Here is a 13,636-nt window from a genome sequence, read left to right as displayed (position 1 = left end):
CGTCACGCGCCCAGCACAGCGCGGACAGGGTCGAACGAAGCTATCCGATCCCGTTCAGGATGCGCCGCTCAATGCCCGTCAAATGCCATCAGCGCCCGCACCGGCACGCCCATGGCCCTGAGCTTCGCCGCTCCGCCGAGTGCCGGCAGGTCGATGATGAAGCAGGCGGCGACGACCTCGGCGCCGATCTGGCGCAAGAGCTTCACCGCGCCCTCCGCCGTGCCGCCGGTGGCGATGAGGTCGTCGACGAGGATGACCTTCTCGCCCGGCCGGATGGCGTCGACATGGATCTCCATCTCGTCGGTGCCATATTCCAGCGCATAGGCCATGCGCACCGTCTGGTGCGGCAGCTTGCCCTTCTTGCGGATCGGGATGAAGCCAGCGGAGAGCTGATGCGCCACGGCGCCGCCGAGGATGAAGCCGCGCGCCTCGATCCCCGCGACCTTGTCGATCTTGCCGCCGGCATAGGGGTGGACGAGTTGGTCGACTGCGCGGCGGAAAGCCCGCGCATTGCCGAGCAGCGTGGTGATGTCGCGGAACATGATCCCGGGCTTCGGATAGTCCGGGATGGTCCTGACCGCGTTCCGCAGATCCTCGTCCGTCGTCATCCGTCATGCCTTCGTTGAAGCGGCAGAACCTTACCGCGAATTCATTGGCGCCCGTCCGGGCCGCCGCATAACTCTAGCGAGGGAGCGACCACCAGGGAAAGCCGCCGCCTGCGGGCGGAAAGGCTTCCCCACCACGGAGAGACATCATGACCATGCCGCAGACACCGGCCGCACCGGCCACCTACCAGCCGACCCCGATCACCGTCACCGCCATCGACGTGCCCTTCACCCGGCTGGTCGGCTTCTTCTTCAAGGCCGCGCTCGCCGCGATCCCCGCCGTCATCGCCGTCGCTCTGGTCGTCAAGATCATCGGCGGCCTGCTGTTCTGGGGCGTCGGCGCCTGGCGCTACGGCTACATGGGCGGCCCCTTCGGCTGGCTCTGACGCCTCAACGGCCGATCACGCGGCCGGCGACCGCATCGAGCTTCGCCACGAGTTCGGGGTCGCGGTGTTCCTTCGCCGTGATGATGGCGTGTTCCAGCGCCCGGTCGGAGTGGATCGGACAGGGCTCGTGCGTGGCGGGCAAGTCGCGCGCGAGCCGTGCCACCAGGCGGCGCGCCTTGTCGGCGTTGGAATGCAGGTGGTGGATGACCTGCGACACGTCCACGGGCCCCACCTCCTCGTGCCAGGCGTCGAAATCCGTCACCATGCCGACGAAGGCGTAGGAGATCTCGGCCTCGCGGGCGAGCTTGGCCTCCGGCATCGAGGTCATGCCGATGAGGTCCAAGCCCTGTCCCTTGTGGAACAGGCTCTCGGCCAGCGTCGAGAAGGCCGGACCCTCCATGCAGACAGCGGTGCCGCCGACCTGATGGGGGATCGCCTCCGCCTCGGCGGCCGCCGCCAGCCGCTTCTGCAACAGCGGCGCGACGGGATGCGAAAAGGCGACATGGGCGACGCAGCCGCGACCGAAGAAGCTCGACGGCCGGAGATAGGTCTTGTCGATAAACTGGTCCGCCAGCACGAAATGACCGGGTGGCAGTTCACCCTTGAACGAGCCCACCGCCGAGAGCGAGACGAGATCGGTGACCCCCACCCGCTTCAGCACGTCGATATTGGCGCGATAGTTGATCTCCGAGGGACTGTAGCGGTGGCCCCGGCCGTGCCGCGGCAGGAAGACAATCTCGGTCGACCCGATGCGTCCGCGGCGCAGGACGTCGGACGGCTCGCCCCAGGGCGAGGCGACGGCGACCTCCTCCAGGCCCTCGAGCCCCGGGAGATCGTAGATGCCCGATCCGCCCATCACGCCGAGAACTGCCTTCATCATCGCCACCACCCATCCACGTCAGGTTCCGGTCGATCAGCCGCCGGATTCCCGCGACAGTGATGTGACACCACCGCCCGCTCCCACGAAAAAGGGCCGCTCGCGCGGCCCTTCGTCAAGTCCGGTCAGGCATCCGCCGTTCAGGCGTGGCCTTCGACATTCTTCCACACCTTCTTCTTGGTGAAGTAGGCGAGGCCACCGAGCACGAGCAGGAACAGGATGACCTGGAAGCCGATGCGCTTGCGCTGTTCCATGTGCGGCTCGGCCGTCCACATCAGGAAGGCCGTCACGTCGGCGGCGTACTGCTGCGCGGTTTGCGGCGAGCCGTCCGAATAGGTGACCTGACCGTCCTGCAGCATGTTCGGCATGCCGACGAAGTTGCCCGGGAAATACTTGTTGTAGTGCGTGCCGGGCGGCGTCTCGTGACCCTGCTCGTAACCCACCAGGAACGCCTTCACATAGTCGGCGCCATGCTCCTGATAGAGCGTGACGATGTCGATGAGGAACCAGGGGAAGCCGCGCTCGTAGGAACGCGCCTTGGGCATCAGCGTCAGGTCCGGCGGCGCCTTGCCGCCATTGGCCGCCTCGGCCGCCTTCAGGTTCGGGAACGGACCGGGAATGCGGTCGGCGAGGCGCGGCGCGCGCTCGGCCGGCTGGCCGTCGTCGCCGATCTCGCGGACCTTGTGCTGCCAGTCGGCGGCGATCGCCGCGGCCTGCGCTGCGGTAAACTCCGGCCCTCCGGGCTGCGACAGGTTGCGGAACGACATCAGGCTGAGGCCGTGGCAGGACGCGCAGACTTCCTTGTAGACCTGGAAGCCGCGCTGCAGCTGTGCCCGGTCGAAGGTCCCGAAGATGCCGGAAAACGACCAGACGGCACGGGGCGGGTTGAGCTGCTCGGCGGCCTGCGCCGGGGCGAGCGAGGCCATGACCAGACCGGCGAGGCCGGCCGTCGCCATGCGGAGAGAGAAACGCTTCATCGTCATGGATCCTTGGTTTCTCTCGCCTCAGCCCTGGGTCTGCGGCGCGGCGGTGGCGCCGGCCGTGACGGGGGCTCCGCCCTTCTTGTGCTTGGGCAGGACGGAGTCGGCAATGGATGCCGGCAGCGCCTTTGGCGTCTCGAACAGGCCGAGCAGCGGCAGCACGATCAGGAAATAGGCGAAGTAGAGCCCGGTGAAGATCAGCGACAGCACCGTGTAGGGGTACTCGGCGGGCTTCGAACCAAGCCAGCCGAGGATCACGCAGACCACCACGAAGGCCCAGAAGAACTGCTTGTGCAGCGGGCGGTAGGCCGAGGACTTCACCTTGGAGGTGTCGAGCCAGGGCAGGAAGGCCAGCACGGCGATGGCCGCGAACATGGCCAGCACGCCGCCGAGCTTCGAGGGGATCGTGAAGATGAGCAGGTTGATGTCGAAGGTGATGGCGCGGAGGATCGCGTAGAAGGGCAGGAAATACCACTCCGGCACGATGTGCGGCGGCGTCACCAGCGGGTCGGCCGGGACGTAGTTCACGGCATGGCCGAGATAGTTCGGCTGGAAGAAGGCGAACCACATGAACAGGATGAAGAAGAAGATCAGCCCGACTGCATCCTTGATGGTCGCGTAGGGCGTGAAGGGCACGGTGTCCTTCTTGACGTCCTTCACCTCGACGCCGGTCGGGTTGTTCTGGCCGGTGACATGCAGCGCCCACACGTGCAGCACGACGACGCCGGCGATCATGAACGGCAGAAGGTAGTGCAGCGAGAAGAAGCGGTTCAGCGTCGGGTTGTCGACCGAATAGCCGCCCCACAGGAACTCGACGATCGTCGGTCCGACTACGGGGACGGCCGAGAACAGGTTGGTGATGACGACCGCACCCCACAGGGACATCTGGCCCCAGGGCAGCACGTAGCCGAGGAAGGCGGTGGCCATCATCAGGAGATAGATGATGACGCCGAGGATCCACAGCACCTCGCGCGGCGCCTTGTAGGACCCGTAGTAGAGGCCGCGGAACATGTGGATGTAGACCGCGATGAAGAACATCGACGCGCCGTTGGAGTGCAGGTAGCGCATCATCCAGCCGTAGTTGACGTCGCGCATGATCTTCTCGATCGAGTTGAACGCGAGGTCGACATGGGCGGTGTAGTGCATCGCCAGCACGACGCCGGTGATGATCTGCGCCACAAGCATGACGGAGAGAATGCCGCCGAAGGCCCAGAAATAGGTGAGGTTCTTGGGGACCGGATAGGCGATGAAGCTGTCATAGACGAGACGCGGCAGCGGCAGGCGCGCGTCCATCCACTTGCCGATGCCAGACTTCGGTACGTAGTGCGAATGACCCTGCATGGTCGAGATACCTCTGGATCCGGGCGTCAGACGGACGCCGCCGCACCCGTGATGCGGATGCGCGTGTCGCTCAGGAAAGTGTACTGCGGAACGGGCAGATTGGTCGGGGCAGGCCCCTTGCGGATGCGGCCCGACGTGTCGAAATGCGAGCCGTGGCAGGGGCAGAACCAGCCGCCGTACTCACCCTGGTTGCCCAGCGGCACGCAGCCGAGATGGGTGCAGTTGGCGGCGGTGATCAGCCACTTGGCGTGGCCCTCCTTGACACGGGCCGAATCCGGCTGCGGGTCGCGCAGCGTGGCGACGTCCACGTCGACGGCCGCCTTGATCTCGGCCTCGGTGCGGTTGCGCACGAAATAGGGTTTGCCGCGCCACAGGATCTTGATCTGCCCGCCGTCCGGGATCGCGGCGAGATCCAGTTCGACCGGGGCGCCGGCCGCCACCGTGCCCGCGTCGGGCGCCAGCTGGCTGATGAAGGGCCAGACCGCTGCGGCGACGCCGACGGCCGCAGTCGCCCCCGTCGCCAGGAACAGGAAATCGCGGCGGTCGCCCTCGGCATGTTGAACGCTTGCCACTTCTCGTCGTCCTTTCGCTCGTCAGTCCGTCGCAAGGGACCCAATCGCGCCGACAGCGCAAAGGGCGCAGCCGCAGGACATCCACTTCGGCGCGCAGCTGCCCGGGGGTGGCGCCGCAGCGCCGACCGGCCCGGTGCGGGCCCTGCGGAATCCAAGCGGAAACCTTGATCGGCGTCGCTTATTCGCACCGTTATAAGGTGATGTCCAGTGCGCCGGTGTGAACATGGCATTGCGCCGCATGGCACCTTCGTCGGATCACATGAACCGCGGCCGGGGGGCTTCCGTAAATTGATCCTGGGGCTTCAGAATGCCCCATGATCCGCATCGCCCTGTTCCAGCCTGACATCGCCCAGAACACGGGCACCATCCTCAGGCTCGCCGCCTGCCTCGGCCTCACCGTCGACATTGTCGAGCCGGCGGGATTCCCGGTGTCGGACAAATCGTTCCGCCGCTCCGGCATGGACTATCTCGATCACGTCGCCTGGAAACGGCACGACGACTTCGCCGCCTTCGAACGCTGGCGGGCGGCAGAGGGGCGCCGCCTGGTGCTGATGACCACCCGCGCTGCCCTGCCCTATGCCGGCTACGCCTTCCGCGCTGGCGACGTGGTGATGGCCGGACGCGAATCGGCCGGCGTTCCGGACGGGGTCCACGCGGCGGCCGATGCCCGCATCCTCATCCCCATGCGCCCCGGCCTGCGCTCGCTCAACGTCGCGGTCTCGGTCGCCATGGTCGCCGGCGAGGCGCTGCGCCAGCTCGGCGCCTTTCCCGATCCCGCCTGAAGCGCCCAACGCAAACGGGCCGCCCCAAGGCGGCCCGTTCGTCCCTCCGACGCTGGTGCGCCGAAATCAGTAGCGCGCGACGACGGCCGACGGGCCGGTCGAGAAGAGGTAGTTCACGCCGAGCTTCACGGTGTGAACGTCGGCGCGGATCGTTCCAGTGTAGATGGGACCGAGGGTCCGGGTGCCGAAATTGTAATAGGAATACTCGGCCTTGACCGTCCAGTTGGGGGTCATGGCGTATTCGACGCCGGCACCAACCGTCCACCCGGTGCGGGTGTAGCGCTCGGCCCCGGGGCCGGTGTTGGTGGCGAAGGAACCGCCCTGGATGCCGAGACCGCCAGTCACGTAGAAGAGCGCGCGATCGACAGCGAAGCCCGCGCGGGCACGGACCGAGCCCAGCATATTGGTCCGGGCGAACACGACCTGAGGTGCAACCGACACACGGCTGCCGGAAATCCCGGCATACGCAAGATCAGCCTCGGCGCCGAGAACGATCTGGTTGATCTGATAATTGAAGCCAATCTGGCCGCCGACCAATCCGCCGGATGTGTTCATGGGGAACGCACCGAAGACAATGTCCACGGGGGTCGTCCGGCCGAAGCCGTAGCCGACATGCGCGCCGATGTAGAAGCCGGTCCATGAGAAGGCAGGCGCGACAACCGCCGCGGCGATTGGCATGCGCGGCGAGCCGAGGTCCGCAGCCTGGGCGCCGGCAACGAAGGCCGCGAGCGCGGTGGAGGCGAGGAGCAACTTCTTCATGACGGCGTCCCTTGGGGCAACAGGACCCAGGTTCGTGCCCGGCGATCCACGTTGAATGATTTCGCGACGAAACCAAAGTCATGACTCTGCGGAAGGCACAAGTCCTGAGAGGCGCGCTTCGGCGTGATGTCTCGCCTGGACCTCGAGACCGCCACCAACTGTTGCTCGAAGAGCACGCTTGGCGACGAGCCATGTCGCATCCCGGCGTAGAGGTTTGCGTGGGCGACCGCGCGATGACGATCGGGTGTCCGCGGTGGCCAGCGACACCGCCAATGCCCGACTTTCCCTCCGTCAGCCGACTCGAACGCAAACGGGCCGCCCGAAGGCGGCCCGTGGGTAGTCCTGACGCGAAGAGCGTCAGATATCAGTAGCGCGCGACGACGGCCGACGGGCCGGTCGAGAAGAGGTAGTTCACGCCGAGCTTCACGGTGTGGACATCCGATCGAACCGTGCCAACGTAGGTGGGGCCGAGGGTCCGGGTGCCGAAATTGTAGTAGGAATACTCGGCCTTGACCGTCCAGTTCGGGGTCATGGCGTATTCAATGCCCGCGCCGACCGTCCATCCGGTGCGGTTATACCTTTCGGCCGGGCCGGGGTTCTGGTTCGTCGAAGCGCCCTGGAAACCCATACCGCCCGCCACATAGAACAGGGCCCGGTCAACGGCAAAGCCGCCGCGGACGCGAAGCGACCCGAGCATGCTGGTGCGGTGCGAGATTGCGGGAACGTTGCTGGCGCGACCGGTGATCGCCGCGAAGGCGAGATCCGCCTCGGCTCCGAGGACGATCTGGTTGATCTGGTAGTTGAAGCCGATCTGGCCACCGACGAGCGGACCGTTCACCGACGTCGGAAACGCAATGCCGTTGACGAAGCGGGAGTTGCCGAAGCCATACCCGACATGGGCGCCGAGATAGAAGCCCGACCACGGGAAGGCCTGAGCCACGACAGCCGCCGCGATTGGCATGCGCGGCGAACCGAGATCGGCCGCCTTGGCACCCGTGCCGAGGGTCACAGCAGCGACAACGGCGAGGAGGAGCTTTTTCATGGGGAGCCTTTCGGGGCGGTCGGGATAAACGACACATGCGCATTCACAACCAATGACTGCGCATGACTCTGCGTAAGGCGGAAGTGATTCACGGACTCGGCGCCCCTCGCCCGACCATGATATGCTGATTCCGATACAGGATGTGACCCAGAGGACACGGATCGCCATCAGGGTCGATACTTGGCTTCCCCAGAGACATCGCCGCCGTTGAACGCAAACGGGCCGCCCGAAGGCGGCCCGTTCGTCCCTCCGACGTTTGAGCGTCGGGATCAGTAGCGCGCGACGACCGGGCCACCGGTCACGAAGTGATAGGACAGGGTAGCGCGGACCGCGTGCGAAGTCGTCGTGGTCCGGAAACCGGCATTGCCGTTGGGGAGAGCGGCCGGGAAGCCGGGTGACGAGGTGCGGCCGAAATCCGTGTAGCGATACTCGAGGCCGACCGACCAGTTGGGATTGACGGCATATTCGATGCCTGCGCCCGCGGTCCAACCCACACGGGTCTGGCTGAACGTGTTGGCCAGGGCGCCCACGTCGTTCGTGAAGGACAGGCCGCCGAACGCCAGACCGCCCGTGGCGTAGAACAGAGCCCGGTCCGCGGCGAAGCCCAGACGGGCACGCAGCGAGCCCTGCCAGTTGATCCGGCCGCGATCGAACGTGCCGCCGACGCCCGCGTCGTTGCCGCTGACACCGGCCGCCTCGATGTCGGCGATCACACCGACGACGAGAGGCGACGCACCCTGCCAGTTATAGCCGGCATGGAGACCGCCCATCAGCCCGCTACCGTTGTAGGCATTGGCGAAGCCGCCGGAGGTGACACGGGCGAATCGCGCCCACTCGTAGCCGACCTGAGCGCCGACGAAGAAGCCGGTCCAGTTATAGGCCGGCGCGACGACAGCCGCAGCAATCGGCATGCGCGGCGAGCCGAGGTCGGCGGCATGGGCACCGGCGGCGAAGGCCACGAGGGCGGTGGTGGCGAGAAGCAGCTTCTTCATGGGGACCATCCTGATTGCTACGCGGCGAGCAAGACTCCGTTCGACGCGTCGCTGATTGAATTCCCGGACACGTTGCGCACGACTCTGCGTCAGACGCAATGTATCGGCATGTTTCCAGCAGCGATTTTGCCCAGCGGAACGCCAGTTGGCGGCAAGGTGTTGCAGTACGAACACTCTCCTGCGTCACGTCATGCCTCTCGGGCCGGTCTTCGAACGACCCGATGATCAGGGCACCTGAACGTTGTGTCAAAAACCGTGCACAAGAAATCGCTCGGCGGATGACTCCGCTTGGGCTTGGGGGCCATTCCATTTACGATGCCTTCACCATGAGGCCGCGGGCGGCGGCCCTGTCGAGGATCGAACCATGGACAATGCCGGCAAGGCGCCGCGGCCGCTGACAGACGCCATGCGCGCCATCCGCATCGACGAGGCCGAGCGCACCGGCGTGGTCGTCGCCCTGCGCGAGGCTGATCTGGCGCGCCTCGAGATGCTGCACGACCGGCTGAAGCCGGTTCTCGCCGAGGTGCCGCAGGGGCTCGACCTGTTCGACGTGGGGATCACGCCGGGCGCGACGCCGCGGCTGTGGATCGACATGATCGCCTTCGTCGAGGTCGGGCGCGACCGGCGCACCTACCGCTTCCTGCAGGACACCCGCAACGGCCGGCGCGTGATGATCGAGAGCGACGACGCCGGCGCGGTCGCCGATCGCGTCACCGCCTATGTCGCCCGCCGGCTGATCGAGCGCGAGCGGCTCCTGGCGCTGCCGCCGGCCGCGACCGAACCCGCGACTGCCCTGCCCCGGGCCGACCTGCCGCCGGTCTTCACCGTCGCCGGTGTTCCCCCGGCCGCGGAGGTGCCTTCGCAGCCGCAATCAGTCGCGACGTCCGCTCCCGCCCCCCTGCCCGCGATGGCCGCGTCGCCGCCGCGCGGAGGCGTCCGCTTCTCCGGCATCGGCGCCTTCGTGCTGTTCCTGCTCGGCATTGGCGTCGGGATCGGCGGCGTCATCGCCTTCGCCCATCTCGCCACGCGCTTCTGACGCCGCTCCACCGGCCCTCCCGTATCGCCATGCGGAAGGGCTCCCATGCGGGTCCCCCCTTTCGGAGGATGGCCGTCTGGGGCTAGCGTGCGCGCCCGATTTGCCGCGGCCCGAGGCCGAGAACCGCCCGACCAAGGGAAGACCATGAGCACCGCCACCACCGCTGCCCCGCGCGGCATCGCCCACACCTTCCTCAACGTCGTCGACGGCAGGTCCACCGTGGCGCTGAGTGGCGCGACGCTCGACGTCATCGGCCCGTCGGACGGCGCGATCCTCACCCATATGCCGCGCTCCGGAGCCGAGGACATCGATCGGGCGGTCTCCGCTGCCCGCAAGGCCTTCGAGGAGGGTCCCTGGGGCCGCATGACTGCAACAGAGCGCGGACGCCTCCTCTGCAAGCTCGGTGAGGCCATCCTCGCCAACCACGACGAACTGTCCTTCCTCGAGGGCATCGACACCGGCAAGCCGGCCCGCCAGGGCAAGGCCGACATCACAGCCGCGGCCCGTTATTTCGAGTTCTACGGCACCGCCGCCGACAAGGTGCACGGCGAGACCATCCCCTTCCTCAACGGCTACACGGTGGCCGTGGTGCGCGACCCGCACGGCGTCACCGGCCATATCGTGCCGTGGAACTATCCGGCGCAGATCTTCGGCCGTTCGGTCGCGGCCTCGCTCGCCTGCGGCAACACCTGCGTGGTGAAGCCGGCAGAGGATGCCTGCCTGTCACTCATCCGCATCTGCGAACTGGCGCTGGAGGTCGGCTTCCCCCCCGGTGTGCTCAACCTCGTCACCGGCCTCGGCGAGGAGGCGGGCGCGGCGCTCTCCTCCCATCGCGGCATCGACTTCATCTCCTTCACCGGTTCGCCGGAGGTCGGCACGCTGATCCAGTCGGCGGCGGCGAAGAACCACATCGGCTGCACGCTGGAGCTCGGCGGCAAGTCGCCGCAGGTGGTGTTCGCCGACGCCGATTTCGACGCGGCGGTGCCCTCCCTCGTCAACGCCATCATCCAGAACGGCGGCCAGACCTGCTCGGCCGGCTCGCGCATGCTGGTCGAGCGCGCCGCCTATGACGAACTGGTCGAGCGGGTCGCCGAGCGCTTCCGGACCGTGCGCGTCGGCGCCTGGGACATGGACCTCGACTGCGGCCCGATGATCACCCCCGGCCAGAAGAAGCGGGTCGAGGACTTCGTCGCCCGCGCCCGCGCCGATGGCATCCCGGTGCTTGCGGAAGGGCAGCTTGCGCCGAACCTGCCGCCCAACGGCTACTATGTCTCGCCGACCCTCTTCGGCCCCGTGCCGCGGTCGAACCGCCTCGCCTGCGACGAGGTCTTCGGCCCCGTCCTCTCGGCCATTCCCTTCGACGACGAGGATGACGCCATCCGCCTCGCCAACGGCACCGACTTCGGCCTCGTCGCCGGCGTCTGGAGCCGCGATGCCAAGCGCTCGATGCGGGTCGCCCGCGCCATGCGTTGCGGCCAGGTCTTCGTCAACGGCTACGGCGCCGGCGGCGGCATCGAGCTGCCCTTCGGCGGCGTCAAGAAATCCGGCCACGGCCGCGAGAAGGGCTTCGAGGCGCTCTACGAATTCTCCGCCTCCAAGACCGTCGTCATCAACCACGGCTGAGTGCCGAACGCATTTTCAGGCGAAGTGGATACCGGTTCGCGTGACGAAAATGCGATGGAACTGAACCAACAAACATCCGCGCATCAGGGGGAAACCATGCGTCTCAAGGACAAGGTCGCCATCGTCACCGGCGGCGCACAGGGCTTCGGCCTCGGCATCGTCGAGACCTTCGCCAGGGAGGGCGCGAAGGTCGTCGTCCTCGACCTCAACGAGGAAGGCGCGAAGGCTGCCGCCAAGCCCTTCGGCCGCAAGGCCTTCGGCATGAAGTGCGACGTCTCCAAGGCCAAGGACGTGCAGCGCGCAGTGGCAAAGACCGTCGAGCGCTTCGGGACTGTCGACGTGCTCATCAACAACGCCGGCACCTCGCACCGCAACCGCCCGATGCTGGAGGTCGACGAGGAGACCTTCGACCGCGTCTTCGACGTCAACGTGAAGTCGATCTTCCACTTCGCCCACGCGGTCGTCCCGGTCATGCGGACGAACGGCGGCGGCGCCATCATCAATGTCGGCTCCACCGCCGGCATCCGGCCGCGCCCCGGCCTTGCCTGGTACAACGCCTCCAAAGGCGCGGTGAACCTGCTCACCAAGTCCATGGCCGTTGAACTCGCTCCCGACCGGATCCGCGTCTGCGCGCTCGCGCCCGTCGCGGGCGACACGCCGCTGCTGGGCACCTTCATGGGCGAGGACACCCCGGAGATGCGCAAGAAGTTCATCGCCTCCATTCCCATGGGTCGCCTCTCGACACCGAAGGACATCGCCGACGCGGCGCTGTTCCTGGCGGCCGACCCCGGCGATTTCCTCACGGGCGTGGTGCTGGAAGTGGATGGAGGGCGCTGCATATGACCGCCATCGCCCTCGCCTCCGCTTCCACCCTGCCGGCCGACGGCACCGCGGGCACGCTGGTCGGCCGCGTCTTCAGGCCGGACCTTGGCCCATCGGTCGTCGTCATCCGCACCGATGGCGTCTTCGACGTCACGGCGGCCTTCCCGACGACCTCCGACCTGTTCGACACCGCCGAGCCCGCAACCTCTCTCGCGGGTGTGAGGGGAGAGCATGTCGGCGACCTCGACGCGATCCTGGCCAATACCCCGCCGGATGGCCGTGACGCGTCAAGGCCCTTCTTCCTGTCCCCCATCGACCTGCAGGCAGTGAAGGCGGCCGGCGTCACCTTTGCTCTCTCCATGGTGGAGCGGGTCATCGAGGAACAGGCCAAGGGCGTGCCGGAGCGCGCCTCCGCCATCCGCGGCGAGATCGGCGCCATCATCGGCGGCGAACTGAAGGGCCTGAAGCCCGGCTCGCCGGAGGCTGCCGCGCTGAAGAAGCACCTGCAGGAGCGGGGACTCTGGTCGCAGTACCTCGAGGTCGGCATCGGACCCGACGCCGAGATTTTCACCAAGGCGCCCGTCCTCTCCTCGGTGGGCACCGGGGCCGATGTCGGCATCCACCCGATCTCGACATGGAATAACCCGGAGCCCGAGGTGGTGCTGGTCATCTCCTCGGCCGGTCGCATCGTCGGGGCGACCCTCGGCAACGACGTCAACCTGCGCGACGTCGAAGGCCGCTCGGCCCTTCTCCTCGGCAAGGCCAAGGACAACAACGCCTCGGCCGCGCTCGGACCGTTCGTGCGCCTCTTCGACGCGACCTTCGGCATAGACGCCGTCAGGAGAATGAAGGTGTCGCTGAAGGTGACCGGCGAGGACGGCTTCGTGCTCGACGGCAGGAGCGACATGGCGGCCATCTCCCGCGATGTCGAGGACCTCGCCCGTCAGGCGATCGGCCCGCACCACCAGTATCCGGACGGCCTCGTCCTCTATTGCGGCACGCTGTTCGCACCGATCCAGGACCGCGGCGACAAGGGCAAGGGCTTCACCCACAAGCTCGGCGACATCGTCACCATCGCCAGCGACAGCCTCGGAAGCCTGACGAACCGCGTCCGCCTGTCGACCGAATGCCCGCCATGGACGGAGGGAATCCGCGCCCTGATAGCGAGCCTCGCAGCGCGGCGCGGCTGACCACGTTCCGACACCCGCCGGGGCGGCAGCCGTGCCGCCCCGGTCGCTTCGGTCCGCTGACATCTGCCTGTGATCGGCGCGTCACGGGTCCTGGCTAGCCTCTCCCGGTACTCAAAGGAGGCTCCCATGACCTTTCGTGCCGGCGACATCGTCACCCTGAAATCGGGCGGACAGGCCCTGACCATCGCCTCGGTCGATGCCGAGGACGCCAACTGCATCTGGCTCGGTGAGGAGGGCGACCTCTTTCGCGAGACGATCCCGATCATCGCCCTCGAGGCGGTGGAACTCGACGAAGAAGACGAGGAGGAGGGCGAGGACGAAGAAGCCTCTGCCGACGAAGGTGAAGACGAGGAAGAGGCCGGCTGAGGTCTGTTCAGTCTGATGTCGGAAGACGGCGCATCGTGAACTCGATGCGTCCGTCCTCCAGTTCACGCCAGAATTCGACCTCGGTCAGATAGGCGGCGCGGGGAAACCGGTCGAGGATCTCGCGCGCCTTGATCCGTGCCGCCTCCCGCGGCAGCACGAAGGTCTCGCGCTTCCAGCTGTCGGTGGTGCGGCCCTCGCCGCCCGGAGCGCGGCGAAAGGCATCGAAGGGCCTGCGGCTGCCCGATCGCATGGGCGTCCCTTCC

At 67.2% G+C, this 13,636-nt stretch carries 16 protein-coding genes; 7 read left to right on the top strand and 9 right to left on the bottom strand.

What is annotated here, in order from left to right:
* Nucleotides 1-68: 68 nt before the first annotated feature.
* Complete coding sequence (locus ACJ4V0_RS14435; RefSeq protein ID WP_448300289.1) at nucleotides 69-608, bottom strand: adenine phosphoribosyltransferase; 540 nt, start codon at nucleotides 606-608, stop codon at nucleotides 69-71.
* A 146-nt stretch (nucleotides 609-754) separates the two neighbouring features.
* Between ACJ4V0_RS14435 and ACJ4V0_RS14430 the strand changes: the two genes are divergently transcribed.
* Nucleotides 755-991: a hypothetical protein gene (locus ACJ4V0_RS14430; RefSeq protein WP_448300288.1), complete on the top strand. Its 237-nt coding sequence runs from the start codon at nucleotides 755-757 to the stop codon at nucleotides 989-991.
* A gap of 4 nt (nucleotides 992-995) precedes the next feature.
* Here ACJ4V0_RS14430 and ACJ4V0_RS14425 read toward each other — a convergent pair whose 3' ends face one another.
* The 4 genes from ACJ4V0_RS14425 to petA all read right to left on the bottom strand — a co-directional run bounded on the left by ACJ4V0_RS14425 (nucleotide 996) and on the right by petA (nucleotide 4,761).
* On the bottom strand, nucleotides 996-1,871 hold the full coding sequence (locus ACJ4V0_RS14425) for an S-methyl-5'-thioadenosine phosphorylase (protein ID WP_448300287.1): 876 nt from the start codon (nucleotides 1,869-1,871) through the stop codon (nucleotides 996-998).
* A gap of 137 nt (nucleotides 1,872-2,008) precedes the next feature.
* The gene (locus tag ACJ4V0_RS14420) at nucleotides 2,009-2,845 is read right to left on the bottom strand and encodes a cytochrome c1 (protein ID WP_448300286.1); all 837 of its coding nucleotides are present in this window, start codon (nucleotides 2,843-2,845) and stop codon (nucleotides 2,009-2,011) included.
* A 27-nt stretch (nucleotides 2,846-2,872) separates the two neighbouring features.
* Complete coding sequence (locus tag ACJ4V0_RS14415) at nucleotides 2,873-4,189, bottom strand: cytochrome b (protein WP_448300285.1); 1,317 nt, start codon at nucleotides 4,187-4,189, stop codon at nucleotides 2,873-2,875.
* A 26-nt stretch (nucleotides 4,190-4,215) separates the two neighbouring features.
* Nucleotides 4,216-4,761 (bottom strand): ubiquinol-cytochrome c reductase iron-sulfur subunit, encoded by a 546-nt coding sequence (gene petA, locus ACJ4V0_RS14410; protein WP_448300284.1) that lies wholly within the window; start codon nucleotides 4,759-4,761, stop codon nucleotides 4,216-4,218.
* A gap of 314 nt (nucleotides 4,762-5,075) precedes the next feature.
* Between petA and ACJ4V0_RS14405 the strand changes: the two genes are divergently transcribed.
* A complete protein-coding gene (locus ACJ4V0_RS14405; RefSeq protein WP_448300283.1) occupies nucleotides 5,076-5,543 on the top strand; it encodes a tRNA (cytidine(34)-2'-O)-methyltransferase in 468 nt (155 codons plus the stop codon).
* Between the two features lie 66 nt (nucleotides 5,544-5,609).
* Here the strand turns inward: ACJ4V0_RS14405 and ACJ4V0_RS14400 are convergent, their stop codons facing one another.
* From ACJ4V0_RS14400 to ACJ4V0_RS14390, 3 genes are all read right to left on the bottom strand, one after another.
* Nucleotides 5,610-6,302, bottom strand: a complete 693-nt coding sequence (locus ACJ4V0_RS14400; RefSeq protein WP_448300282.1) for an outer membrane protein — start codon at nucleotides 6,300-6,302, stop codon at nucleotides 5,610-5,612.
* 364 nt (nucleotides 6,303-6,666) lie between these two features.
* Nucleotides 6,667-7,344, bottom strand: a complete 678-nt coding sequence (locus ACJ4V0_RS14395) for an outer membrane protein (protein WP_448300281.1) — start codon at nucleotides 7,342-7,344, stop codon at nucleotides 6,667-6,669.
* Nucleotides 7,345-7,613: 269 nt separating this feature from the next.
* Entirely contained in the window at nucleotides 7,614-8,336 is a 723-nt protein-coding gene (locus ACJ4V0_RS14390; RefSeq protein ID WP_448300280.1) for an outer membrane protein, read from the bottom strand.
* Between the two features lie 364 nt (nucleotides 8,337-8,700).
* Between ACJ4V0_RS14390 and ACJ4V0_RS14385 the strand changes: the two genes are divergently transcribed.
* The 5 genes from ACJ4V0_RS14385 to ACJ4V0_RS14365 all read left to right on the top strand — a co-directional run bounded on the left by ACJ4V0_RS14385 (nucleotide 8,701) and on the right by ACJ4V0_RS14365 (nucleotide 13,373).
* Nucleotides 8,701-9,372: a hypothetical protein gene (locus ACJ4V0_RS14385; protein ID WP_448300279.1), complete on the top strand. Its 672-nt coding sequence runs from the start codon at nucleotides 8,701-8,703 to the stop codon at nucleotides 9,370-9,372.
* A gap of 144 nt (nucleotides 9,373-9,516) precedes the next feature.
* Nucleotides 9,517-10,995, top strand: a complete 1,479-nt coding sequence (locus tag ACJ4V0_RS14380; RefSeq protein ID WP_448300278.1) for an aldehyde dehydrogenase family protein — start codon at nucleotides 9,517-9,519, stop codon at nucleotides 10,993-10,995.
* Between the two features lie 96 nt (nucleotides 10,996-11,091).
* Nucleotides 11,092-11,838, top strand: a complete 747-nt coding sequence (locus tag ACJ4V0_RS14375) for an SDR family oxidoreductase (protein ID WP_448300277.1) — start codon at nucleotides 11,092-11,094, stop codon at nucleotides 11,836-11,838.
* Nucleotides 11,835-13,007: a fumarylacetoacetate hydrolase family protein gene (locus ACJ4V0_RS14370; protein WP_448300276.1), complete on the top strand. Its 1,173-nt coding sequence runs from the start codon at nucleotides 11,835-11,837 to the stop codon at nucleotides 13,005-13,007. The genes ACJ4V0_RS14375 and ACJ4V0_RS14370 overlap by 4 nt, the downstream gene beginning before the upstream one ends.
* A 126-nt stretch (nucleotides 13,008-13,133) precedes the next feature.
* Nucleotides 13,134-13,373, top strand: a complete 240-nt coding sequence (locus tag ACJ4V0_RS14365) for a YodC family protein (RefSeq protein ID WP_448300275.1) — start codon at nucleotides 13,134-13,136, stop codon at nucleotides 13,371-13,373.
* A gap of 7 nt (nucleotides 13,374-13,380) precedes the next feature.
* On the opposite strand, the gene ACJ4V0_RS14360 is transcribed toward ACJ4V0_RS14365, so the two are convergent.
* Complete coding sequence (locus tag ACJ4V0_RS14360; RefSeq protein ID WP_448300274.1) at nucleotides 13,381-13,623, bottom strand: hypothetical protein; 243 nt, start codon at nucleotides 13,621-13,623, stop codon at nucleotides 13,381-13,383.
* Between the last annotated feature and the right edge of the window lie 13 nt (nucleotides 13,624-13,636).

The organism is Phreatobacter aquiterrae (assembly GCF_053471285.1).
This window is presented reverse-complemented; position numbering and strand designations above follow the sequence as displayed.